Origin of the sequence: Saccharothrix luteola, from assembly GCF_020859565.1 — a bacterium.
Lineage (GTDB): Bacteria > Actinomycetota > Actinomycetes > Mycobacteriales > Pseudonocardiaceae > Actinosynnema > Actinosynnema luteola.
Window position 1 is genome coordinate 201,029 of sequence record NZ_JAJHUO010000012.1, and the last position, 24,604, is coordinate 225,632.

A 24,604-nucleotide genomic window follows, 5' to 3' on the forward strand; every position below is an offset into this window, starting at 1 on the left:
GCAGCGGTTGGGGGGGGGGGGGGGGGGCCGGGCCCCCCCCCCCCCCCCCGCCCGCCCCCCCCCCCCCCCCCCCCCCCCCCCCCCCCCCCGCCGCCGGTTACCGGCATCAAGACCACGCCGGCGTCCGCGCACCCCGGTGGTCACTCGAACCGGATCGACTCCGCGCGCGGGTACTTCCGGCCCGGCGACGGCACCGGCGACCCGGTGAACGACACCGGTGTGCCGGTGGGCAGCATGGCGAGGCCGGTGGGCAGGTCGTCGCGGGAGGCGTACCACGAGCTGCCGCGGCTGTCGGTGATGAACCCGTGCGGCTGCCCCGGCTTCCACCCGGTCACGGTGCCGCGACGGCGACCGCGCGGCGTGCCGGCGGGCGAGGCGACGACCTCGGTGGACCGCACGAACGGGCGGCTCAACGGGTAGCCGAGGCGGTCGGCGGGCGCGAAGAGGTCGTCGAACGCGGGCGTCGAGGTCGCCGCGGCCCGCAGCGGCGCCGCCGTGCGCGGGGTCCAGGCGGGTTGCGGCTCAGGGGCCGACCGGTCGTCCACGACCGGCACCACCACCCCGATGCCGCGCCCGGTCAGCCGGGTGGCCAGCGGCGTGAAGTCGGCGTCACCGGTGATCAGCACGACCCAGTCCAACGGCGCGGTGGTCGCGAGCTCCCACGCCTCGAGCGCGAAGTGGACGTCGACGCCCTTCTCCTTGCCGCCGTGCAGCGGGAGGTCGTGCCGCGTGACACCGGCGGCGGCCAGGGCCGCGTCGAACGCCGCCGCCGGTGTCTCGATGCGGCCGCGCACGTAGTGCGCCTCGTGGAGCACGCAGTCGTCGAGGGGGACACCGGTCCGGGTGTGGAGGTGCCAGCGCACGGCGTCGTGCAGCCCGGCGAGCGAGATCCGCGCCCGACGCGGATGCGCGGTGGCGTAGAAATCGCTCAGGTAAGCGAACCACGTCCCGTCGTAGAACACCCCGATGCGCACGATCTCCCCTGCTGGTTTGGGCCGTCACCCGAAGGGATACACCATGGCCGTGACCACACCGGAACCCGACCCCGCCGCCGCGGAACCGGACTTCGCCGAGGAGCACTCGCGCCCGACCTACGCCGACGAGCAGGCGGGGTCCGCCAACACCACCCCGGACGAGGCGACGCCCGAGGGCACGGCCGGCGCCGGCGGGATGGACCCGGACTGACCGACCGCCGCCGAGGCGCGATGCGGGACCGGAGCGCTTCGGGCTCACCCAGGTCACCCCCTCGGTGCACCGAGCCGCCCTCACCGAACCCCGCAGGTGTGGCGGCCGGGCGTTGTGGGCACTCGGACGGGCGGTACCCCCGACTGCCCAGGAGGCCTTGGTGTCCGCAAGCCGATTATTCGCCCTGCTGATCGTCCTGCTCCTCACCCCGACCACCTTCGCCGCCGCCACGCCCGCCGTCCCGACCGCCGCCGAGGTGTCCCTGATCCGGTACCACCCCGGCGACACGGCCCCCGAGCACGGACCGAACTCGTTCGTGATCACCGTCGGCGACTGCGCGCCGTTGCGGCACATCGACTACAAGTGGGGCTCCACGTACGGCAAGATCACCGCGCCGTGCGACGAGCCGAAGACCGTCTCCCTCGCCCCGCTGGGCGCCACCGAGCACCCGCTCCAGTGGCGCACCTGCTCGACCACCCTGTGGCGCTACCCACCGCGCCTGCACACCGTCTGCGGTGACTACCACTACGACGTGGTCCTCACGGGCTGACCGCACCATCCCGGTGGACGGCCGTCCACCGGGACCCGTGGTCACGGCGGCGTGGTCGCGCAGTCGGCCGGCGAGGACGCCAGGCGGCGGCGGTGGAAGCGGGCGATGGCGGCGATGCCCGTCAGCGACACGGCGGCGCTCGTGACCAAGGCGATCACCGTGCCGCGGCCTGCGCCCTGGGTCTCGTCCAGCAGCACCATGCCGATCCACGCCGCGACGATCGGGTTCACCACCGTCTGGCCGGCCACCACGAGGTCCGCCGGACCGCTCGCGTACCCGAGCTGGATCAGCGCCGCGCCGACCAGGAAAGCCAGCGCCAGCCCGGTGAACGACACCCACGGCAGCGACGGCAGCGACGTCGTCACGTCCCGCACCAGCACGGCGACCAGCCCGTACGCCGCGCCCGCGCCGGCGGCCAGCGCGAGGGCACGTGCCGTCCCGCTCCGCAACGCGCCGACCACGACGAACGCGCACACCACGGCGGCGACCACCTGACCGGCCCGCAGCACCGTCGCCGGTTCCACGTCCGTCGTCACGGCGGTCCGCGCGGCGATCGCGACGAACGTGGCCACCCCGCCCGTCGCCGCCATCACGGCCACCGCGAACCCCCGCGTCACGTGCCGGACGCCGATCGCCGCGATGATCGGCAGCGACATGACGGCGAGCGGCGCGACGACCGTCACCGGCGCCATGGCCAAGGCCACGATCTGCAGCACCGCGGCGACGAACAGCACCGCGAACCCGAGCAGCCACCGCCGGTTGCCCGCCAGCCGGGTGAACCGCCGCACGGTGAGGTCGCCGACGTCCCGGACGCCCGCGTGCTGGAGGGCGGCGCCGACCGCGCTCAGCACCGCACCTGCCAGCGCGCACAGGATCGCGATCCCCACCTCACCAGAGTAGGTGCCGCCGGGGTCACGCGCGGTGACGCGGAGTCCACCAACGGTCGCTATCCGGCGCGCCCCGCCGCCGCTACCGTCGCGACCCTGGAGGGAGCGCACCATGACCTTCGCGCGTCGAGCGGGTGCGGCCGTGCTGGCGGCCGGTCTCGCGTTCACCACGGCCGGGCCGGTCTCCGGCGACACCGCCGGGCCCGCCCTCGCCCAGGAACGGCTGGACCGGGGCGCGGCCACGCGTCCGGGCACCGTCACCGGGTGGCACGTCGACACCGCGACCAACACCCTGGTGGTCTCGGTGCACGGCGCCGCGACCGGGGTCGCCGAGTGGGCACGCGGGCTCGGCGCGGGCGCGGTCACCGTCGAGCACGTCGCCGAAGCGCCCCGCCCGGTGTGGGACCTGATCGGCGGGCAAGCGATCTACAGCGGCGGCGCGCGGTGCACGTTGGGCTTCAACGCGCGCTCGGGCGCCACCCGCTACATCCTGTCGGCCGGCCACTGCGTCGCTGCCGGCAGCGACTGGCACGGCGTCGGCGGCTACATCGGCCCGAGCGCCGGCTCGTCGTTCCCTGCCAACGACTACGGGTTGATCCGCGTGACGTCGACGGCCGCGGTGTCCACGCCGCTGGTCGACCGGCACAGCAGCGGCCCGGACGTCACGATCAGCGGTGTCACGACCCCGCCCGTCGGCTCGTCGATCTGCTACTCCAGCCCGGCCTCGGGGTGGCGGTGCGGCAGCGTCATCGGGATCAACCAGACGGTCTGCTACCCGCAGGGCTGCGTCGGCCAGCTCATCCGCGCCAACGCGTGCCCCGAGCCCGGCGCGTCCGGCGCGCCTGCCGTCACCCACCCCGGTACGGGCACCGCGGTCCGCGCGGTCGGCCTGGTCTCCGGCGGGTCCGGCACCTGCTCCACCGGCGGGACGACGTGGATCCAGCCGATCGCCGAGCCGCTGTCGGCGTACGGCCTCACCCTCTACACCGGGTGAGCACCAGGCCCGGCCAACTGTCAAGAAGGACCCACGATCGTCGGTGTCCGGCCGGCCGCCGCATCCCCTAGCGTCCGCGACGCCATGCCGACGTCCACGTCTGGGGGTTCCATGAGAGTCCGTCGTCTGCTGGTCCTCGCCGGTGCGCTGATGCTGCTCGCGCCCGTGCCAGCCCTCGCCGACCCACCCGGCACCGGGCAGCCCGGCGAGTACCGCCCGGTCCGCGGCCCGTCGGCGCCCGCCGAGCACCGGTTCCTCCAGAAAGCCGTCCGCGGCGACACCATCCCCCGGCACGCGCACGAACTCGCCGCCGCCCAGGCCGACCGGATCCCGGCCGCCGGCGCGCCGTGGCGCTCGATCGGCCCGACGAACATCGGCGGCCGGATCGTGAGCCTGGCGCTGGACCCGCGCCGACCCGACACCGTCTACGCCGCCGCCGCGAGCGGTGGGCTGTGGCGGTCCACCGACGCCGGGCGCACGTTCGCCACCGCGTGGCCGGACAACGGCACCCAGGCCATGGGCGCGGTGGCGGCGGCCGGTGACGGCACGCTGTACGTCGGCACCGGCGAGCCCAACCCGGGTGGCGGCAGCGTGACCTACGAGGGCACCGGCGTCTACCGCTCCACCGACGGCGGCACGTCGTGGCGCAACGTCGGCCTGCGCGACTCCGGCAGCGTCGGCGGCATCGCGATCGACCCGACCGACTCCAACCGCCTTTTCGTCGCCGCCAACGGGTCGCTCTACAGCGCGGGCGGCGACCGCGGGGTGTATTTGTCCGCCAACGGCGGCGGCAGTTGGCGGCGCGTGCTCGACGTGCCGAACGAGTTCACCGGCGCGGTCGACGTGCAGATCGACCCGACCGATCCGAAGCGCGTGTACGCCGTGCTGTGGGACCACCGCCGCACCCCGGTGAAGCGGACCTACGGCGGCGTGGGCTCGGGCGTCCACCGCTCCACCGACGGCGGCCTGACCTGGCAGCGGCTCGAGGGCGGGCTGCCGCCGGCCGGTCCCGAGGTCGGCCGCATGGGCATCGGCGTCTCGGCGTCCGAACCGGGCAGGCTGTACGCCATCGTCAACAGCACCGCGGGCCCGTTCGCGGGCTTCTACACCTCGGCCGACGCCGGTGACAGCTGGACGCGGCTGCCCGAACCGGACGTGCTGAAGTCCTCGCAGTCGAGCTTCGGCTGGTGGTTCGGCAAGGTCTGGGTCGACCCGGACGACGCCCGGCACGTGCACGTCGCCGGCGTCCCGCTGATGACCACCAAGGACGGCGGCGCGACCTGGACCGCCGACGACGCCTCGATCCACGTCGACCACCACGCCATGGTCTGGGATCCCCGCTACCCGGCGCGGGCCTACCTGGGCAACGACGGCGGCGTGTACCGGTCGGACGCCGACGGCGACGGCGGCTGGGTCAAGGCCGAGCACGAGCCGTGGACCCAGTTCTACAGCGTGGCGATCAGCCCGCAGGACGTCACGCGCGTGTCCGGCGGCACCCAGGACAACGGCTCGCTGCGGTCGTGGGGCGGGCCGGCGTTCAACGAGTACCTCGGCGGCGACGGCGAGGAGAACATCATCAACCCGCGCGACAAGGACAACGTCTTCGCCTGCTACCAGTACGGCAACTGCTTCCGGTCCACCGACGGCGGCACGACGATGGAGTTCTTCACCCCCGGCACCACCGCGGACCGGCGCAACTGGTTCACCCCGGTGCAGTTCGACCCGTCCGACCCGCGAGTCCTGTACTACGGCGGCAACCGGCTCAACCGGTCGGTCGACAACGGGGTGACCTGGACGCCGATCAGCCCGGACCTGACCGGCGGACCGGGCCAGGACACCTACCCGTACGGCACCATCACCACGGTCGCCGCCGCGCCGTCCGACCCGCGCACGATCTGGGTCGGCACCGACGACGGCCGGGTGTGGGTCACCCGCGACCTGGGGGCCACCTGGGCGAAGGTGCTCGACGGCCGGCCGTGGGTGACCCGGATCGCGGTGTCCGAGCGTGACCCCGCCACGGCGTACGTGACGCTGTCCGGCTACCGGTCCGGCTCCGACCAGCCGCACGTGCTGATGACCCGGTCGGCGGGCGCGCGGTGGACCGACATCTCGGGCAACCTGCCGTCGGCGCCGGTGAACGACGTCGTGCTCGGTCGCGCCGGACAGCTGTACGTGGCCACGGACCAGGGCGTGTTCGTCGGCAGCGCCTTCGCGGCCGGGCACTGGCTCCGGCTGGGCCACGGGATGCCGAGGGTCGCGGTCGACGACATCGAGTACGACGGCCGCAACCACCGGCTCGTGGCGGCCACGTTCGGCCGGGGGATCTACGAGACCACCGTGCCCTGATCATCCGCCGGACCGGGCACCGCCGCGTCGACGTGACGCGGCGGTGCCCGAGCACCGGGATCACGGGCTGACGCAGGTCATCTCGGTCGGCGGGTTCGCGTTCGGGCCGTTGGCCACGTAGCCGAACGTGGTCGACGTGCCGCTGCCCAGGGAGCCGTTGTACGGCGCGTTCCGCACCGACACGGCTCCGCTGGTCCCGGTGTTCACGCCGCCCCAGAGGTTGTTGACGGTGTGCCCGGACGGGAGGGTCAGGCGGACCGTCCACCCGTTGAGCGACGCGGTGGAGGTGTTGGCCACCTTCACCTCGGCCTGGTAGCCGCCGCCCCACGAGTTGACCACGCGGTGGGTCGCCGCGCACGCCCCGCCACCGGGCTGGCTCGTGGTCGTGGTGGTGGTGCTCGTGGTGGTCGTCGTTTGGCTGGTGGTCGTCGTGGTCGTGGTGGGGTCGTCGATGCTGCCCGGGACGGACAACAGCGCGGTGTACCAGGCAGTGGCCATCTTCGAGTAGCCGCCGGCGTTGGGGTGCACGCCGTCGGCGAGGTCGGCGGTGGTCAGCGCGCGGTACATGTCGACCAGGTGCACCTTCTTGCCCGCGCTGACCTTGCTCTGCACCATCGACGGGATCGTGGCGTTGAACGCGCGGACGTTCGCGTCGCGGCCCGACAGCGGCACGATCGTCGCGACGAACAGCTCCGCGTTCGGCGCCAGCGTGGTGATGCGGTCGACCAGGGCGGAGAGGCGTTGGGGCGCGCCGCCCGGGTTGCTGCCGTTCATGTCGTTCGTGCCGATGTGCAGCAGGATGGTGCGCGGCGTGTACGTGCGCAGCCAGTTGGTGACGTTGCTGTCGATCTGGGCGATGGTCCAGCCCGAGTGGCCCTCGTGGTTGCGGTCGCCGAGGCTGGTCGGGCCGTTGGTCATCGACCCGACGAAGTCGACCGTGCGACCGCCGGCGACGAGCTTCTGCCACAGGTCGACGCGGTAGCCACCGGGGACGTTGAAGCCGTCGGTGATCGAGTCGCCGAGCGGCATGACCTTCACGCCGCTGTCCGCCTGCGCGGTGCCGACGGCGACGACCGCGGCGGCCACCAGGGTCAGGGCGGCGGCCGCGCTCGCGAGCAGGTGCCTTCGTTTCATGGTCCGGACCTCCGGAGAAGGTGAACTCGGTGGGTGGTGACGTCGGCGGCGTTCGTCACGCGACAGCGCGATCGGTGTCCGTCGAGGGCGCACGGCATCGCGTTCTTGAGTTTCATCGGGCAGCTTCCTCCACGGCCAAGGCAAGGGCGGAGAGCGCGAAGGCTGCCCGGCGCCCGACATCGGTGTCCGGCTCTGAAACGTTCAGGAGTGTCCGTCGGAACATTTCTGTTTGGCAAGGCAATCGAGACGCGCCCACGACCGGTCGCGGTGCGTCGCGTGCGGCCGATTGCCGGTGCGCCCGCGCCCCGTCACCCGACCAGGCCGGCGCACGGCCGAACACCCGGATCGGCTGGGTGAACTGCGCGATCGACCGGCCGCCCGCGCCGCGGAACCGTTGCGGCGCAACGTCGGCGGCACGGTCGCGGACCCACGCGCGCTGAGCTGTTCGGACTAGCCGCCGGCTCGCGGCCGGGCCGCGAAATCGACGTCTCGTTTCGGGACTTTCAGCTCAATGGCCGATGGTGCGGGTCCACTTGAGCCACCAGGGCGCGATCTGCCGCGGTCGCGAGGTGATGGCGTGGCAGATCAGCGTGACCGCATCGGCCCCGACGAGTCCGGTGTAGACGCTCGTGGTGGTGAGGCCGCGGTCGCGGCCTTTCAGGGCCAGGCCGCGGAACCAGGTGTCGAACGCGGCCTTCGACGCGCGGTGGCCGCCCCAGCGGGCCGGGAGGGGCAGGCGGAGGTGCGCGGGGCAGACGTTGATCAGGTGGGCCGAGCCGCCGGCCCGCAGCGCGGGCAGCAGGCCGCGGATGAGCGTCGTCGGGCCGACGTAGTGGGTGTTGATCGTGTCCTGGAAGTCCCGGCAGGACGGCTGCCGCGGCGGCGTGCCCGCGGTGTGGATCACGATGTCGAGGCGGCCGTGCTCGTCGAGCAGCCGTTCGGCCAGCACGCGCATGGCGGCGGGCGTGCCCGGATCGGCCCGGTAGACCGAGACCTCGCCGATCAGCCGGTGGGCGGGGTGGGTGGCGACGAGGACCCGCGCGCCCGCACGGGTCAGGTGACGCGTCGCGGCGTCGGTGACGTCACTGGACGTCCCGGTGAGCAGGACGGTCTTGTCGCACACGGCGTGCCGGAGCCGGGCGTCGTTCATCCAGTGCCTTCCGCCGGTGACTCGGCCGGGCCCGTGCCGCGGTCGGGCACCCAGGCCAGCGCCAGCGCGCCGCCGGAGGCCGCGAGCAGGAAGCCGACCAGGAACCCGCCGAGGTTGGCGCCGACCAGGCTGAGCAGGCCGGCGACGAGGGCCGCCACGCCCGCGAAGTGCCTGCGGGCCGGGTCGAGCAGCAGGGTCGCGCCCGCGACGACCAGCACGCCGCCGAGCAGCCAGCTCCACGGTGCGGCGGCGCCGGCGAAGCGCAGCGCGTTGGGCACGGCGCCGACCACGAGGACCAGTTCCAGCCCGGCGGCGGTGGTCAGCACCCCGGCGGAGAACGGGCAGGAACGCCGGAAGCGGGCGAAGTCGCCGTTCACCGGCCCTGTCCGTCCGTTGTGGACGAACAGCCCCCGTCGCCCCGGTGGTAGCTCAGGTCGAGGTCCGCGACCGTGAACGTGCCCGCGGTGACCGAGCCCGCGCTGATCTTCAGGTCGGTGAGCGTGGTCCTGCCCGCCTGGTACCCCGGCGTGCCGCCCGCGTCCGCCAGCGGTCCGAGCAGGAGTCGGCTCACGTCCAGGCCGCCGGTGATGCCGCGCACCTCCAGCACCAGGTCGGTCGTGCGCACGTGCGGCGCCCGCAGCACCGTCGTCACCCGACCCACCACCGGCAGGTCGGCCGTCACCGACTGGCACAGCCCGGTCAGCTCGGCGGCGGGCAGCCGCGCCAGCAGGGTGGGCACGCCGGGATCACCGGCCGCGGAGCCCGGCACGATGCGCAACCCGTCGGACTCCACCCGGTCCACCGTCACGGTGAAGGGGCTGCCGCTGGTGAACGACACCCCGATCACGCCCTCGGCGATGCCACCGAGGACCACCGCGCCTGCCACCACCGTCGGCACGAGCGCGGCGGCCAACCGCGGCCGGCTCGTGCGGCCTGTCGGACGATCACGCAGCTCCATCGACACTCCCTCGGCTCGCGCCTGTCGGGGCCGGGACACCGCGGTCCGCGGCCATGATCCGCGCCGGCTCGGGTGATCGGCCATTCCCCGGACGCGTGACCGGCGCTCACGCCGCGTGGTCACGGCTGTTCGGACCGGTCGGGACGGGCCACGGGCACCCGTCCGGGCGGCGGCCGGCGCTCGGCCTGGGCGGGGAGCGACTCCGGTCGCGGCCGGTCCGCCGCGGCACGAGCGGCGCGCACCGCGGCCGGCGTGTCCCGACCACGGCGGTACCACCACGCCAGGACCGCCCGCAGCGGCCGGGAGACCACCCCCGCGCCCAGCTCGGCGGGCAGGCACCACCACGGACCGAGGCTGTGCCGCCGCGTGCACACCGCCGCGCACACGGTCTGCGCCGCGTCCCGCACGTCCAACGCGGGCACCCGGCCGGCGGCCAGCAGCGGCGCGCTCATCCTGGTGTCCACCAGCCCGAGGTAGACCGGCACGACCCGGACGCCGTCACCGGCCACCTCGGGCGCCAGCGCGCGCAGCCACACGTCGAACGCCGCCTTCGACGCCTGGTAGCCGCCCCACCGGGGGAACGGCGGCATCCGCGCGGCGAACGTGGACACCGACACGATCCGGCCGCGTCGGGCCGCGCGCATGGCGGGCAGCAGTTCCAGCGTCAGCCGCAGCGGGCCGAGGTAGTTGACGTCGGTGAGCCGCCGGAAGTCGTGGAACCGCCGCCCGGACAGCTCCACCGAGCGGCGGATCGACTTGCCCGCGTTGTTGACCAGCACGTCGACCGGCCCGTGCTCGGCGAGGATCCGCTCGGCGACCTCGCGCACGGCGGTGAAGTCGGCGAGGTCGACGGGGTAGGCGTCGGCCCGCCCGCCGTGCGCCCGGATCTGCTCCACCAGCTCGTCGAGCAGGTGCGCCGACCGGGCCAGGACGAGCACGGTCGCGCCCGCGTCGGCCAACTGCCGCGCGGTCTGCCTGCCGACGCCGTGCGAGGCGCCGGTGACGACCACGACCCGGTCCCGCACCGCGCGCCGCAACCGGGCCGGGCGCACCCGTGACCGGGAGAAGAGCAGCCGCCCGATCAGCCGGCTCATGCGAACCGCAGCGCGTGGTGGTCGGCCGTGCGGGGCAGCGGGCGGTCGGGCGTCAACCGGACGCCGCCGACCTGCCGCAAGCCCTGGTCGAGCAACGCGGACAGCAGGGTGGCGCTGGTGAAGAGCACCAGGTGCTGCCCCGGGCACTCGGCCGGACCCCGGCTGAACGGCGCGAGCGACCAGTCCTCCGACGCCCGCCCGTCCAGCCACACCTCCGGCTCGAACCGGTCCGCGTAGGGCAGGCGGTCGGCGTCGCGGTGGAAGTAGGAGCTGTAGTAGACGACCGCGGTCCCCGCCGGCACGGTGCTGCCGTCCGACCAGGTCGTGCGCCGGGTGGTGTCGCGCAGGATGGCCAGGGTCGTCGGCCACAGCCGCAACGACTCCCGCACGCACGCGCGCAAGTAGTCGTGATCGGTGCGCGTCCGGTCCGGGTGCCCCGCCAGCAGGCCCAGCGCCAGGAAGGTGGCGATCGGGGCGGCGTCGAAGGCGAACAGCCAGTGCTGGGCCTGCGCCTGCGGCAGGGTCCGCGCGGTCTGGGGCGCCTCGGCGACGCACGAGGCCAGCCCGCCGGACCCCTCGTCGAGGTAGCCGAGCACCCGGTCCCACAACCGCTCGCGCAACGCGTCGCGCCGGGGGCGCAGCCGGAACCAGTTGGCGTCGGCGCGCAGCGCGTCGAGCAGCGCGGTGAGCTGCTCGTCGTCCTTGGCCGCGTCGCCGAGGACCACCCGCCGCACGATCCGCCGGTAGGTGCGCACGAACTCGTCCCAGGTCAGCTCCGCCCCGCGGCCGGTCGTGCGGCCGATCAGGTCGGCGGCCTCGGCGCGGATGACGGCGTCGAAGGCGGGGCACAGGTGGTGGTCGGTCTTGGGGTGGTCGAGCACGGACTCGTTGAAGCGGCGGCGCTCCTCCCGGATCAGGCCGCGGGAGAGCAGCACCGCGCCGGGCTCGAAGTGGCCGAGGGTGGCGACCTTGTCCCGGCTGGCCGCGGTGAGCGAGACCGTGGTCCGCTCCAACGCCTGCCGGGCGTCCTCCGGTGACAGCAGCAACAACACCCGGCGGTGCAACACCTTGACCAGCAACGGTCCCGTGCCGTGTTGCCGCCGCAGCCGGCGCAGCAGCCGGCACGCCCAGTCGTTGGTGTCCCACCGGGCGGCCAGCCCCACCATGCGACGTCGCCGCAGGATCGCGCCCTGGGCGAGCGTGGGCACGAGCACCAGGGCGCCGAGCGCGATCGTGTCCGCGAGCGAGGCCCGTGCCGGTCGGCGCGCGGTCACGAGGAGATCCTTTCCGGACGGCGCAGGCCGAGGCGCAGGTGGATCAGCTCGGTGATGTCGGCGACCGTGCCGCCGGACCGGGCGAGTTCCAGGGGCGGTATGTCGACGTCGAAGCGGCGGCGTGCGGAGACCAGCAGTTCGGCGGCCATCAGCGAGTCCATGCCGTAGTGGTCGATGCGGCGGTGGTGGTCGATGGCGGTCGGGTCCATCCGCAGCACCTCGCCGAGCAGGGAGGTGACCTGCTCGGAGATGGTGGCCACCGCCTCCTCCGGCTCCATCCGGCCGAGTTGGCGGATCAGCTCCTCCTTGCGCTCGCCGCCGGCGACTTCGGATGGTCGGGCCAGCGCGCCGAACCGCGGCGTGCGCAGGGCGGGCACCAGGGCGCTGAACTTCGACCAGTTGAACCGGCCGACCCAGGCCACCGCGTGGTCCGCGGCCAGCAGTTCCCCCAACGCGTCGAACGCGTCCGCCGGTGTGATCGGGTCCATCCCGATCGCGGACATCGTGGCCTCGATGTTGTTGCGGGCGACGTAACCGGTCTCGCCGATGGCGCCCCACGCGATCGCCGTGCCCGGCAGGCCCAGGGCACGGCGTCGTCGCGCCAGCGCTTCCAGGAACAGGTTCCCCGCCACGTAGGGAGCCTGCTGGTGGTTGCCGACGAGCGCCGCGCCCGAGGAGTAGAGGGCGAACAGGTCCAGGTCGAGGTCCCTGGTCAGCTCGTCGAGCACGACCGCGCCACCGAGCTTGGGGCTGAGCACGGCGCGGAAGCGCTCGTCGTCCAGTTCGGTGAGCGGCGCGTCGTCCAGGTGCATCGCGGCGTGCACGACACCGCGCAGCGGTGGATCCAGTTCGGTGACGATCCGGCGCATGGCCTCCGGGTCGGCGGCGTCGGCGCGGTGCGCCGTGGCGTGCACCCCACGTGCCTCCAGCTCGGCGAGCAGCGCCGGCGCTTCGGGCGAGTCCGCGCCGCGTCGACCGACGAGGGCGAGGTGCCGGGCGCCGCGTCCGGCCAGCCACCGCGCGGTGGCCGCGCCGAACCCGCCCAGCCCGCCGGTCACCAGGTAGGTCCCGCCGGGGTCGAGGGCGGGCGCCGCCGGGGCGCCCGTCACCGTCACCGGTTCGGCGCCGGGGTCGAAGGACACCACGACCTTGCCGACGTGCCAGGAGTGCTGGAGCTGCCGGAACGCCTCGCCGATCCGCCCGGCGGGGAAGACCGTGTGCGGCAACGGGCGGTAGGCGTGCTCGTCCATCGCCTCGGCGAGCAGCCGTTCGGCGACCACCGGGTCGGTCGACAGCGCGGACAGGTCGACGCCGAAGAAGGCCAGGTTGTTGACGAAAGGGCGCAGCGGGAGGTCGTTGTCCTCGTACATGTCGCGCTTGCCGAGCTCGACGAACCGGCCGCCGGGGCGCAGCAGCTCCAGGCTGCGGACGATCGCCGGACCTGCCAGCGAGTTGAGCACCACGTCCACCCCGCGCCCGCCCGTGATCCGGCGGACCTCGTCGGCGAAGTCGAGGCTGCGCGAGTCCAGCACGTGCTCGACACCGAGGGTGCGCAGGAGGACCCGTTTGGCTGGGCTGCCGGCCGTGGCGATCACCGTCGCGCCGCAGGCCCGGGCGAACTGGAGGGCGGCCAGCCCGACACCGCCCGCGCCGCCGTGCACCAGCACCGTCTCGCCCGCCTCCAGCCGGGCCAGCCTGCCCAGGCCGTAGACGACGGTGCCGAACACGACCGGCATGGTCGCCGCCTCGGTGTCGGTCATCGACCCGGGCACCGGCATCAACGACCGCGCCGGCGCGAGGACCTCGGAGGCGAGCGAGCCCGGCGCCAGCCCGGCCACCCGGTCGCCGACGGCGAACCGGGTCACGGCCTCGCCCACCGCCGTCACCACGCCCGCGCACTCCAGGCCGGGCGAGTGCAGACCGGTGAACTCGTAGCTCTCCGCCGGCAGGAACCCGGTGGCCTGCATGACGTCCCGGTAGTTCAGCGCGGCGGCCCGCACGGCGACCCGCACCTGGTCCGGTCCCGGTTCGGGGCGTTCGACCGCACGCCAGCCGAGTTCGTAGGACAAGCCGGGTGACCGCACCTCCAGTTGGTACGCGGCGGGATCGGGCACCGTGGCGGGCAGGTCGACCTCACGGGGTGCGAACCGGCCGTGCGGGGTGAGCGCGAACTCGTCCTCCGCGCCCGGTGCGAGCAGTTCCCTGGCCAGTCGCTCCGCGGAGTCGCCCGTGCGGGCGAGGGAGATACGCCGCACCACGAGGTCGGGGCACTCGTTGGCGACCACGCGAGCCACGCCCCAGACCGCCGCGTCACCCGGCGCCTCGACCTCCGTCGGTAGCGCGCCACAGGGTCGGGTCACCAGCCACACGGCGCCCGTGCCGGGGCGTTCGGCGATCGACCGCAGCAGCGCCGCGCACCGCGTGGTCCGGTCCAGGAGCGGCGTTCCCGGTTCACCGAGGATCAGCACCGGGTCGGTGCCGTCCGGCGTCCACTCAGCGGCCGGCACGACCCGCGGCTCGGGGCAGCCCGCCGAGCGCAGCAGCCGTGCGGTCCGCTCGGCCAGCGGCGTTTCGGCGTCGGTCTCGGGGAGCAACGTCCAGCGCAGGTCCGGGTCGCCCGGCGGCAGCGCGGGCCGGTCGCGGTCGACGTGCGGCGCCGTGGCCATCAGCACCGAGAAGTCACGGCGCAGCCGCGTGGTCTCGGCACCAGTCTGCACGACGTCGGTGAAACCGGTTCGGCGCAACAGGTCCGGCCACCGGTCGCGGTCGAGCAGCACGGTGTCCGGCCGCAGCGCCCGGTCCTCGGCGTGCCAGAAGCCGTCCAACAGCCCGAAGACCGGCGCGAGCACGACGGGGTTGTGCGATTCGTGGGCGACCAGCCTGCCGCCGGGCGCCAGGAGCGCCGCGACGTTCGTCAGCGCCCGGGTCAGGTCCTTGGCCGTGTGCAGGGCGTTGGCGGCCAGCACGACGTCGAACGCGCCCTCGGCGAACCCCTGCTCGGCCGGCGGGCGGTCCAGGTCGAAGGTGCCGAACTCCACCCAGTCACGGCCGGCGAACCGCTGTTCGGCGCGGGAGGTGAAGTACGACGACACGTCGGTGAACGTGTAGCGGGTCCGGTCGGCGGGCAGCACGGGCAGCACCGCGGCGGTGAGCCCGCCGGTGCCCGCGCCGACCTCCAGGACCCGCAGCGGCCGGTCTGCCGGCCACTGCCGGACCACCTGCCGCAGCAACTCCTGGACCACCAGGTTGTGGAAGCGGCTGGTCCCTCCGAGGTCGTAGAACTGGGCCAGCAGCCGCTGGTTCTCGTCGGTGGCCAGCTGCTCCAACGGGTCCGCCTCGCCCCGGACCAACCCGACCACGTGGTTGAAGGTGAGGGCGGTGAGTATCTCGACGGCGGCCGACGGCACCTCGGCCAAGACCTGGCGCAGGAGCTTGTCGGAGTCCGGAACGGTCCCGGAGAACCGCCACCGCCCCGGTGCCACCGGCCGCAGGAGACCCGCCGCCTCGGCCCGCGGCAGCAGCAGTTCCACGAATCGGAGGTGCTTGGTCGGCAGGCCCGAGGCCACCAGGTCACCGAGCGAGAACTCCACCGCCCCGGGCAGCGAGTCACGCACCGCCTCGACGATCCAGTGCGCCGCGAGCTCCACGTGCAGCTCACCGGCGCGGGCCAGCCCGGCTTCGGAGGTCTCCCGGAGTTCCCCGAGCCTGGGCCGTGCGGCGGCCAGCAGCTCGTCCGCGCCGGGCAACGGGCTCGGCGGCGCCGGCTCGTCGTGGTGCGGGGCGGCGCGAAGTACGGTGTGCCCGCGCCGGACTCCGCTCCGTCCCGTCCCGCCCATCCGGCGCATCCGGGCGCCCTCGACCTCGACGGTCACCGTGCCGTCGGGGTCCAGCACGGTGATGTCCCAACAGGCCTCGTTGGAGGTGAGCATCCGTTCCCGGACGTGCACGAGGCCCTCGCTCGCCGGCGTGCGCCACACCCGCAGGGCGTCGAACGCGGCGGGCAGGAAGGCGTCTTCCCGGAGCTTCCGGGCGATGAGCGGCGCACCCGCCTGGAGGGCGCCGTCGAGCAGCACGGGGTGGAGCACGAAGTCGTCCGCCGGGCCGTCGTGCCGGTAGGAGGCGAGCACCCGGCCGTCACCGACGAGCAGTTCGGTGAGGACCTGGAACGCGGGGCCGTAGCCGAGGCCGAGCCCATCCAGCTCGGCGTACTGGTCGGCGCCGTCGACGCGGCGGCTCAGACCGGCGCGGAGGGCTTCGGGGTCCTGCGGTCCGGGCGCTCGGCCGATCAGCCGGCGGACCCGGCCGCGGACGTGCGCACGCGGATCGGGATCGGCGCCGTCGGTGCTCGTGATGGTCACGGTGCCGGCGCGCGGGTCGACCGAGACCTGCGTGTGCGCGCTCGACGCGTCGGGCCACGGCACGACCAGGGGTCGGCTGATCTCCAGGTGCCTGACCTCCACCGGGTGACCGAGGGCCCGGTTGCCCGCGGCGAGAGCCATCTCCACGAACCCGGCGGCCGGCATCACCACCGAGCCCGCCAGTCGGTGGTCCACCAGCCACGGCACGAGCACCGGTTCCACCGGGCCCTGCCACAACGGCTGCGGTGACGGCAGGCGTTCGCCGAGCATCGGGTGGTGGACGCGGCCGTCGCCGCTGGTGCGCAGCCACTGCTCGGGAGTGCCTTCCCAGTGCCGCTCCCGTTGCCAGGGGTAGGCGGGCAGGTCGGTGACGCGGCCGGGGGTCGGGAAGTAGCGGTCGCGGTCGACCCGGCCGCCCGCGGCGAGCACGGTGGACACGGCGGTGCGGGTGGCGGCCGGCCCGTCGGCGTCGCGGTGCAGGGTCGGCACGACCGCGGTCGGGGTCTGTGGGCGTGCTGCGGCGAGCTTGCGCAAGTAGCCGCGCAGCACGGGGTGCGGGCCGATCTCGACCAGCACGTCCACGCCGTCGGCCAGGGCGTGCGTGACGGCGTCGGCGAAGCGGACCGGCTCGCGGACGTTGCGCCACCAGTAGTCCGCGTCCAGCTCGGCGCCGTCGATCACGGCGCCGGTGACGGTGGAGACCAGGGGGATGGTGGTGCCGGCCGGGCTCAGGCCGGAGAGCGCGGCGCACAGGGGTTCGCGGACCGGGTCCATCGCGGCGGTGTGGAAGGCGTAGTCCAGGCCGAGGTCGGCGCAGGCGACGTCGTGGGCTTCGAGGTCGGCGACCAGGGCCGCGACGGCGTCGGCAGGGCCTGCGACGGTGACGTCCTTGGGCGTGTTGATCCCGGCGATCTCCGCCGCCGGGTGCAGTCGGCGCAGGTCGTCGGCGGACAGCGGCACCGCGGCCATCCGGCCACCGGCGGTGGGGGCTTGGGCCCGGCTGCGCTCGGCGATCACCCAGGCGGCCTGGTCCAGCGGCAGCGCGCCGGCGGCCCAGGCGGCGGCCACCTCGCCGACGCTGTGGCCGAGCACGGCCGCGGGCACGATGCCGTTGGCGCGCAGGACCTCGGTCACGCCGACCTGGACGGCGAACAGCAGCGGCTGGGCGATCCCGGTGGCAGCCAGCTCCTCCGCCGTGACCGTGGTGAGGCGGTCCAGCACGGACCAGCCGAGGTACGCGGTGAGCGCGGTGTCCACCTGTTCCACGGCTACCCGGAAGTCCTTGTCGGACAACAGGTCCACGCCCATCCCGGCCCACTGCGAGGCGTTGCCGGAGTAGACGAACCCGATCCGGCCCTCGCCGACGGCCTCGACCGGCGTCGCGTCGGGCAGCAGGCGGGCGGCCTCCGCCGGTCCGGTGGCGAGCACCCCCCGGCGGTACCGGTGGTGGCCGCGGCGCACGCACGTCGTGTAGGCGAGGTCGTAGAAGTCCTCGGAGCGGCCGAGGTGGTCGACGAGGTCGGCGGTGGCCTGCTCCAGCGCTTCGGGTGAACTCGCCGACACCAGCACCGGGCGCGGGTCGTCGCCCTGCGGCTCGACCGGCTCCGGCGCGGGCGGCGAGGCCAGCACGACGTGGGCGTTGGCGCCGCCGAAGCCGAAGGAGTTGACGCCGGCGACGATCCGGTCGTCGCCGGGGATCGGGCGCGGTGCGGTGACCACCGCCAGGCCGAGGCCGGTGAAGTCGATGTCCGGGTTGGGCGGATCGGCGTGCAGCGACGGCGGGATCAGCCGGTGCCGCAGCACCAGCACGGCCTTGAGCAGGCCGACGATGCCGGAGGCGGGTTCGAGGTGGCCGACGTTGGTCTTGACCGACCCGATCGGCAGCGGACCGGCGGTGCGGTGGCGTCCCAGCGCCCGGCCGATCGCGGTGCACTCGATCGGGTCACCCACGGGAGTGCCGGTGCCGTGCGCCTCGAAGTAGGCGATCTCGTCCGGGCGTACGCCGGCCCTGGCGTACACCGCCCGGAGCAACTCTTCCTGGGCATCGGCGTTGGGCAGCGACAGGCCCATGGTGCGGCCGTCGCTGTTGCTGCCGTTGGCCAGGACCACGGCGTGGATCCGGTCGCCGTCGGCCCGGGCGTCCGCGAGCCGCTTGAGCACGACCAACCCGCCGCCCTCGGCGCGCACGAAGCCGTCGGCGTCGGCGGAGAACGCCGAGCAGCGGCCTGTCCTCGACAGCATCGAGGCCTGCGAGAAACCGACGTAGTGGTAGGGGCTGACCAACGCGTTCACCCCGCCGCACAAGGCCGTGCGGCTGGTGCCGTCCAGCACCGCCCGGCACGCCTGGTCGAACGCCACGAGCGACGAGGAGCAGGCGGTGTCCACGGCCATGCTCGGTCCGCGCAGGTCGAGGCAGTAGGAGATGCGGTTGGCGGCGATCGAGGACGCGGCGCCGGACATGGTGTAGGCGCTGATCCGGCGCGCGTCGACCATCTGCAGGGTGCCGTAGGCGTTGTCGGAGATGCCGACGAACACCGCCGTGTCGCTGCCGGCCAGGACCTCGCGCGCGATCCCGGCGTCGTCCAGCGCCTCGGCCGCCAGCTCCAGCAGCAACCGGTGCTGCGGGTCGATCTGCCCGGCCTCCTTCGGCGAGATGCCGAAGTGCGCCGCGTCGAACCCCGCGAGGTCGTCCAGGTACCCGCCCGCCGTGGTGTAGCCCTTGCCCGGTCGCGGCAGGTCCCGGTCGGTGAACCGGCCGAGGTCGAACCGGTCGGTCGGTGCCTCGCCGACCAGGTCCCGGCCGTCGACCAACGCCTGCCACAGCCCGCCGAGGTCGTCGATCCCGCCGGGCAGCCGACAAGCCGCACCCACGATGGCGACGGAGTGGTCCTCGTGATCGTTCGCAGTGTGCACGCCTCACCCTTCGCCGCCGCCGGCCCGGTCCGCCACCAGCCTTGCCGGCCGCTACACCGCCCCGCCAACGCAGACCGCCAGGTTCACCCGGACCGGTGTTCGCCGCGGACGAGGTTTCCGGCCACCGCGCCGTCCACAGCGGACTGGCGGGCCGAGCGTGTCGCGCCGGGGTCCGCCCAACCCGACCGGGCGACCACCCGTGGTGTGACCGCGGTCCGGCCGTCTTCTCGTGCGCACACGCGGTCACGCCACCTGAAACGCGCGCGGTCCACCAGGTTCGAGCGGCGACGTCCGCTGCACGCGCGGTCGTTCCCCCTTCCGGGGACTGCTCGACCCGGCGTCACGGTGACGGACCGCTCGGCCGACTACCCGTGGCGCACCAAGCCGCACGAGCCGACCACGTCCAGGTGACGGAGAACCGCCGTGGCGTAACGGCGCCGATCACGAGGCGTGCGGCCGGGGGATCGGCGCGGGCAACCCGCCCGAGTGGTTCGACGTGGGATACCGGATCGGCCGTGCTGCACTGGACCGGGCGAACCGTTCGGGCGCACCACGATCCCGATCCTGGAAGTGATCTCATGACTGTCCCCGAGCCTGTGCAGAACCTCGACGACCTCCTGGGCGGGATGATCGGTGTGGTGCCGGCGGTGGGTCCGGAAGAGCTGACGCAGGGGCACGGGCTGACCGAGCTCGGCGCGTTCGGCGACGAGTGGGGTGACGAGTGGGACCGCGGCGGCCGGTGGGAGGCCGTCGGTTGACCCCGGCGCTGGAGGAACCGGTGCCGCACGCCGGGTTCATCGACCGCACGCCAGGACCGTCGGCGGGCGGGTCCGGGGCGGGCGGTGTGTCCGGCGGCGGGATGGCCCGCCCGCTGCCTGTCGAGGTCGAGTTCGTCCCCGCCACGTCCGTCGCCCCCGGCCAGGTCTTCGAGCCCTCCGTGACGGACCGGCATGGCTGAACCGGTTCGCGACTGGGTCGGCGCGCACGTCTTCCACCGCGGCGACCAGGACCTCCTGGTCTCCCGGGCGATGGCCCCGCTGTGCGAGGAGCTGACCCGGACGGGGCAGGTCGGCGGCTGGTTCTTCCTCCGCTACTGGGAGGGCGGACCGCACGTGCGCCTGCGCCTGCTCGCCAGGGCTCCGGCGGCCGGGATCAGGGCGGCGGTGGTGCGGTCGTGCGCACGGCACCTGGCCGACCACCCCTCGCCGCCCGACCGCTGGTCCCAGGGCGACTACGAGGCCGTCGCCCGCCGCCGCGCCGAGGGCGAGCGCCTGGCCAAGTGGGACCGGCGGCTGCGAGAGGTCGACACGGTGGAGTTCATCGCCTACGAGCCGGAACACCACGCGTACGGCGACGGCCGGGCGTTGCGCGCCGTCGAACGGCACTTCGCCGACTCCAGCCGCATCGCCGTCCACCTCCTGGCCGCACCTCGCGAACGGCGGGCGGCCGCGGCGCTGGCCATGCTCACGCTCACCCTCGCGGTGTGCGAACCCGACCTGCGACGGGCCGTCGCCCGCTTCGCCGCGGTGCGGACCCGGCTGCCGTCGCCGGGCCTCCCGGACCGCCGTGACGACCTGCGCGACCAGACCCGGCGGCTGTGGGCGCACGCGTCGGCCGACCCCGCCGACCTCGCCCACACCGACGTCCTCGCGGCGTGGTGGCTGTCGATCCGGGTCCTGCACGCGACCCTGACCGGGTTGCGGGCGCGCGGCGACTTCGCCCCCGTGGACGCGCTGTCGCCGTTCGCCGGACTGGCGCGGGCGCTGCGACCGGACGACCCGGTGGTCCCGTACGTCGTCCTGCGCTGCGCGCACCTGCTGTGCAACCGCCTCGGCCTCTCGACGGCCACGGAGGCGCGGCTGGCCTCCCTCGCCGCCCGAACGCTGTCCGAACTCCCCGATCACCAGGACGAGGTGGCACCGCTGTGACCGTCGAGACCGAACGCGCCGACCTGGACACCCGCACCACCTGGCACAGCCTGCACGTCTACTACTACGACCCGGACAAGGACCGGCTCATCCTCGACGCGGTCCGCCCCGTCTTCCAGCACCTGCGCTCGCGCGTGGACGGCCTCTACCTCACCCGGCACTGGCGGCAGGGCCCGCACCTGCGCCTGTTCGCCAAGACCGACCCCGACACGTGGGCGCGCGTGGTCCGGCCGCGCATCGAGAGCGTGGTCGGCGAGTACCTGGCCGCCCACCCGTCCACGACCGAGCCCGACCTGGCGCACGACCTGGCCCAGCACCGGCTCCTGGCCCGGCGCGAGCAGGAGCGCGGGCCGCTCGTGCCGTGGTTCCCGGACAACTCCATCCACGAGCAGCCCTACGACGCCAGGCCGCACGTGATCCGCAGCGCGGAGACCGGCGAGCTGATGGCCTCGTTCGCCTCCGAGACCACGAACCTGCTGTTCCGGATGCTCGACCGGGTCCGCGCGGGCGCCGACGCCAAGGAGCTGATCGCACTGGAGCTGATGCTGGCCACCACGGTGACCGCGTGCCCGCCCGTCACGGCGGGCTTCGCGTCCTACCGCTCCCACGCCGAGGGGTTCCTGAGCTCGTGCGTCGACCCGGACGCGGTCCGCGCGGCGTTCGACGACCACTACGACGCGCACCGCGAGACCCTGGTCGCCAGGACGCGGGCCGTGCTCGCCACGCTGGACGGCGGTGCGAACCCGACGCCGTACGCCCGCCGGTGGGCCGTCCGGTGCCACGACTACGGCCGACGCGTCGAGCCGCTGATCGAGCGGGACCTGGTCTTCCCGCCGATGCCGACCGAAGCGCCGACCGAACCGCCGCTCGCCGGCAACCGCACCTACCGCGAGGCCGTGTTCCGCAGCCCGGACTTCCTCCGCCACCGGTTCCTGCTCAACTGCACCTACCTCCAGATCAGCCGGCTCGGCCTGACCCCGTTCCAGCGCTTCCGCACCTGCCACGCGGCGGCGAACGCGGTGGAGGAGATCTACGGCATCGCCGCCGTGGACACCATCCGGACCCACGTGGAGTTCCACCCGAACCCGGCACCCTGACCCATCCGGCCGCAGGCCCCCCGTTCGCCGCGCCGCGTGCCCCCGTCCGGCAGGCGAAGAGTGCTCGTGTTCACAGGATCGACGTGGTCGCGGGCGTGCCACCGCCGCTATCCCGCTGGATATTGGAATGGGATGGTTCTACCGTGGGTTACAGGTTTTCTGACCGAGCGTGACCGGTTTCGGTGGGTGGGCCGTCAGGGTGAGGGCGGCGCTGTGGGGACGTTCACGAGGGGTCCGGGATGGTGCATTCGGCAGATCGGTCGAGGTCTGGGCAGAGCAGGGACGCTCCGCTGTTCGAAGCGTTCCTGCCGTTGGGGCGAAGAGAGGTCGTGCCCGTCGAGCACGTCGACGAGGCCACGGGGGCGCCGTGCGCGGCCGACCGCGCGCTGCGCCTGCTGGTGGTCGGGCGGGACTGGGTCGGCGCGATCCGGTGCGCCGAAGAGGCGTTGGAGGACGCGGCCTGTCGGAGCCGCGAGGTCTGCGTCGCACGGGCGCTGTCGACGTTGATCTACGGCGGTGAGCTGGTCACCGCCGACGCGCACAGCCTGCTCAACGCCGACCGGCCGGAGGTCTCCGGCGTGGTGGCGTTGCTCCAGGCGCGCATCGCCCGGCTGTTCGGCGACGTGGAGCGCGCGCACGCGCTGCTCGCCCGGCTGATGTCGGCCGACACGCAGCTCGAGACCCGCCTGGTCGCCGTCGGCTGGGCGGTGGAGCTGCTGGCCGAGTGCGGCGACGCGGCCGGCGCCCGCGCGCTCGCCCGGGAGCACCGGCTGGACGAGGCGCTGGAGGCGGGCGTCGCGTGCCGCCCGGTGCTGCTCGCCGCACGGGGCGCGATGGCGATGGCGGACGGGCGGCCCGGTCTGGCGGTGGCCCAGTACCTGGGCTGCGGGCGGGAGTTGATCGCGCGCGGCGTGGCAAACCCGGCGGTGACGCCGTGGCGCAGCGAGGCGGCGCTGGCGGCGTTCTCGGCCGGGCGGGACCAGCTCGCCGTCGCCCTGGCGCGGCAGGAGTACGAGGCCGCCGTCCTGTGGGGCGAGTCCCGCACGGTCGGGCGCGCGTTGTGCGCCTTGGCGGTCGTGGACGCCGACGGCCAGGAGGTCGAGCGCCTCAGCGAGGCCGGGCAGCTGCTGGAGCTGGCGCAGGCGTGGCCCGAGCTGGCGCGGTCGCACTACGAGCTCGGCATCCGGCTGGCCGCGCGGGGCGACGTGGTGGGCGCCCGGCAACGGCTGCAGTGCGCGCACCGGCTGGCCCGGCAGACCGGCAACCCGCAACGGGCGCAGCTGGCCGAGCGCGCGCTGGCCGCGGTCGCCGCGCCACCGCGCAGGCCCGCGTTGACCCGGCAGCAGGCCCGCATCGCCGAACTGGTGGTCGCAGGATACTCGAACAAAGAGATCGCGACGAAACTGTTCCTGGCGCTGCGCACGGTCGAGTTCCACCTTTCCAACACCTACGAAAAACTCGGTGTGACCGGCCGCGACGAGCTGCGCGCGGCGCTGCAGCACCACGCGTGAGGTGCTGCCCCGACCGCACCGCGGCCCATTAGGCGCCGTGGTGCGGTGACGTGGGTCACAAATTGTCGGTCGCGAGTTTGCGGGTCGACCGTAGTATCCGGGTGCGGCCCTTGTCGGCGTCGAAGCGGCCGTGCCAGCATCGATCCCGTGTGAATGAGTGCGTCCCGCACCGACAATTCCGGTAAGTCGTGGATCGGGACCGTCGCCACTCATCGCGAATGGGACGAAGGGTAAACGCGAGCCATGGCCGAAGAAGCCGATCTGGCGGCGCAGGTGAAAGCGCTCGTCGCGCGCGTCGACGAGTTGGAGCAGGCACGCGCGCTGCACGAGTTGCGCCACCGCCTGCCCCGGTTGATCAACGACGACGCGTGGGGGAGCGTCGGCGAGCTGTTCACCGAGGACGCGCACCTCGACTACGGCGAGGTCGGCCGGGCCGACGGCCGCGCCGCCATCGCGGAGTACTTCGCGGGCCTGCCCGCGCGGATCGACGCGGACAACCCGGTCGCGTCCGGGGTGCTGGTCAAGCAGTTCGTGCACGGGCACGACGTGGAGATCCACGGCGACCGGGCGACCGGCGTGTGCTTCTTCGAGGAGAAGGTCGTCTTCGACCGGGAGACGTACCTGGTGGCGGGCAAGTTCACCGACTCGTACGCCCTGGTGGACGGCCGCTGGCTGTTCGACCGGATCACCCTCACGCCGTACTGGGTGATCCCGCACGACCGCGGCCACGGCCGCTGACCGCTGATCGCATCAGCCCGAGGGGGAGGGTCCGTGCTCCAGCAGAACACCACCAAGCGCATCGGCTACTGGCTGCTCCTGCTGCACCAGGCGTTCGACGCCGCGACCACGACCGCGTTGCGGGACGTGGGTATCGACCGGCGGCAGTGGCAGGTGCTGCACGCCATCAACATCGGTGTCGCCACCGTGCCGGAGATCGACGAGGCGTTCGCGCCGTTCCTCGTCGCGGACCGCGAACGGTCCTACCGGCCGGTCGTCGAGGATTTCGCCGCCCGCGGCTGGGCCGAGTTGGACGGTGACGCGATCACCCCGACCGAGGCGGGCGTCGCGGCGCACGCGAGGGCCGAGGTGCTGGTCAACGCGCACGCCGACAAGCAGTTGCGCGGCATCACGCAGGAGGAGTTCCTCGCGGCCAACGACGTGCTGCGGCGGATCGCCGAGAACATGCGGGACAACGGCTCGCTCTGACCGTTCGGGTCGATTCACC

20 protein-coding genes are annotated in these 24,604 nt (G+C 74.0%); 11 read left to right on the top strand and 9 right to left on the bottom strand.

Annotated features, from left to right (window positions below; genetic code table 11):
- Positions 1-140: 140 nt before the first annotated feature.
- Entirely contained in the window at positions 141-974 is an 834-nt protein-coding gene (locus LNK82_RS18665) for an NYN domain-containing protein (protein WP_230568279.1), read from the bottom strand.
- 49 nt (positions 975-1,023) lie between these two features.
- Here LNK82_RS18665 and LNK82_RS18670 point away from each other — a divergent pair, with 49 nt between their 5' ends.
- Positions 1,024-1,185 carry a hypothetical protein gene (locus LNK82_RS18670; RefSeq protein WP_230568280.1) on the top strand — a complete coding sequence of 54 codons (162 nt, stop codon included), beginning with the start codon at positions 1,024-1,026 and terminating at the stop codon, positions 1,183-1,185.
- A 160-nt stretch (positions 1,186-1,345) separates the two neighbouring features.
- Positions 1,346-1,735: a hypothetical protein gene (locus LNK82_RS18675; protein WP_230568281.1), complete on the top strand. Its 390-nt coding sequence runs from the start codon at positions 1,346-1,348 to the stop codon at positions 1,733-1,735.
- 41 nt (positions 1,736-1,776) lie between these two features.
- Here LNK82_RS18675 and LNK82_RS18680 read toward each other — a convergent pair whose 3' ends face one another.
- Positions 1,777-2,622, bottom strand: coding sequence for a DMT family transporter (locus LNK82_RS18680; protein ID WP_230568282.1), 846 nt, complete (start codon positions 2,620-2,622; stop codon positions 1,777-1,779).
- Between the two features lie 112 nt (positions 2,623-2,734).
- Here LNK82_RS18680 and LNK82_RS18685 point away from each other — a divergent pair, with 112 nt between their 5' ends.
- Positions 2,735-3,616: a S1 family peptidase gene (locus LNK82_RS18685; protein ID WP_230568283.1), complete on the top strand. Its 882-nt coding sequence runs from the start codon at positions 2,735-2,737 to the stop codon at positions 3,614-3,616.
- 111 nt (positions 3,617-3,727) lie between these two features.
- Positions 3,728-5,962: a WD40/YVTN/BNR-like repeat-containing protein gene (locus tag LNK82_RS18690; protein ID WP_230568284.1), complete on the top strand. Its 2,235-nt coding sequence runs from the start codon at positions 3,728-3,730 to the stop codon at positions 5,960-5,962.
- A 60-nt stretch (positions 5,963-6,022) separates the two neighbouring features.
- Here the strand turns inward: LNK82_RS18690 and LNK82_RS18695 are convergent, their stop codons facing one another.
- The 7 genes from LNK82_RS18695 to LNK82_RS47750 all read right to left on the bottom strand — a co-directional run bounded on the left by LNK82_RS18695 (position 6,023) and on the right by LNK82_RS47750 (position 18,843).
- Positions 6,023-7,096 (bottom strand): cellulose binding domain-containing protein, encoded by a 1,074-nt coding sequence (locus LNK82_RS18695; protein ID WP_230568285.1) that lies wholly within the window; start codon positions 7,094-7,096, stop codon positions 6,023-6,025.
- A 508-nt stretch (positions 7,097-7,604) separates the two neighbouring features.
- Positions 7,605-8,246: an SDR family NAD(P)-dependent oxidoreductase gene (locus LNK82_RS18700; RefSeq protein WP_230568286.1), complete on the bottom strand. Its 642-nt coding sequence runs from the start codon at positions 8,244-8,246 to the stop codon at positions 7,605-7,607.
- Positions 8,243-8,623, bottom strand: coding sequence for a DUF6114 domain-containing protein (locus tag LNK82_RS18705; RefSeq protein WP_230568287.1), 381 nt, complete (start codon positions 8,621-8,623; stop codon positions 8,243-8,245). Before LNK82_RS18705 ends, LNK82_RS18700 begins: the two co-directional genes overlap by 4 nt.
- On the bottom strand, positions 8,620-9,204 hold the full coding sequence (locus tag LNK82_RS18710) for a DUF6230 family protein (RefSeq protein ID WP_230568288.1): 585 nt from the start codon (positions 9,202-9,204) through the stop codon (positions 8,620-8,622). The genes LNK82_RS18705 and LNK82_RS18710 overlap by 4 nt, the downstream gene beginning before the upstream one ends.
- A gap of 119 nt (positions 9,205-9,323) precedes the next feature.
- Positions 9,324-10,298, bottom strand: a complete 975-nt coding sequence (locus tag LNK82_RS18715; protein ID WP_230568289.1) for an SDR family NAD(P)-dependent oxidoreductase — start codon at positions 10,296-10,298, stop codon at positions 9,324-9,326.
- Complete coding sequence (locus LNK82_RS18720) at positions 10,295-11,572, bottom strand: cytochrome P450 (RefSeq protein WP_230568290.1); 1,278 nt, start codon at positions 11,570-11,572, stop codon at positions 10,295-10,297. The genes LNK82_RS18715 and LNK82_RS18720 overlap by 4 nt, the downstream gene beginning before the upstream one ends.
- Positions 11,569-18,843 (bottom strand): type I polyketide synthase, encoded by a 7,275-nt coding sequence (locus LNK82_RS47750; RefSeq protein WP_230568291.1) that lies wholly within the window; start codon positions 18,841-18,843, stop codon positions 11,569-11,571. The genes LNK82_RS18720 and LNK82_RS47750 overlap by 4 nt, the downstream gene beginning before the upstream one ends.
- A gap of 578 nt (positions 18,844-19,421) precedes the next feature.
- On the opposite strand from LNK82_RS47750, the gene LNK82_RS18730 reads away from it, so the two are divergent.
- The 7 genes from LNK82_RS18730 (at position 19,422) to LNK82_RS18760 (ending at position 24,585) form a co-directional block, all read left to right on the top strand.
- Entirely contained in the window at positions 19,422-19,601 is a 180-nt protein-coding gene (locus tag LNK82_RS18730; protein ID WP_230568292.1) for a hypothetical protein, read from the top strand.
- Positions 19,598-19,801: a hypothetical protein gene (locus LNK82_RS18735; RefSeq protein WP_230568293.1), complete on the top strand. Its 204-nt coding sequence runs from the start codon at positions 19,598-19,600 to the stop codon at positions 19,799-19,801. Before LNK82_RS18730 ends, LNK82_RS18735 begins: the two co-directional genes overlap by 4 nt.
- Complete coding sequence (locus LNK82_RS18740) at positions 19,794-20,771, top strand: thiopeptide-type bacteriocin biosynthesis protein (RefSeq protein ID WP_230568294.1); 978 nt, start codon at positions 19,794-19,796, stop codon at positions 20,769-20,771. The genes LNK82_RS18735 and LNK82_RS18740 overlap by 8 nt, the downstream gene beginning before the upstream one ends.
- Positions 20,768-21,868, top strand: a complete 1,101-nt coding sequence (locus LNK82_RS18745) for a thiopeptide maturation pyridine synthase (protein ID WP_230568295.1) — start codon at positions 20,768-20,770, stop codon at positions 21,866-21,868. Before LNK82_RS18740 ends, LNK82_RS18745 begins: the two co-directional genes overlap by 4 nt.
- 329 nt (positions 21,869-22,197) lie before the next feature.
- Positions 22,198-23,379 (top strand): LuxR family transcriptional regulator, encoded by a 1,182-nt coding sequence (locus tag LNK82_RS47755; RefSeq protein ID WP_230568296.1) that lies wholly within the window; start codon positions 22,198-22,200, stop codon positions 23,377-23,379.
- Positions 23,380-23,622: 243 nt separating this feature from the next.
- On the top strand, positions 23,623-24,117 hold the full coding sequence (locus LNK82_RS18755; RefSeq protein WP_230568297.1) for a nuclear transport factor 2 family protein: 495 nt from the start codon (positions 23,623-23,625) through the stop codon (positions 24,115-24,117).
- Between the two features lie 33 nt (positions 24,118-24,150).
- Complete coding sequence (locus LNK82_RS18760) at positions 24,151-24,585, top strand: winged helix DNA-binding protein (RefSeq protein ID WP_230568298.1); 435 nt, start codon at positions 24,151-24,153, stop codon at positions 24,583-24,585.
- Positions 24,586-24,604: the final 19 nt, after the last annotated feature.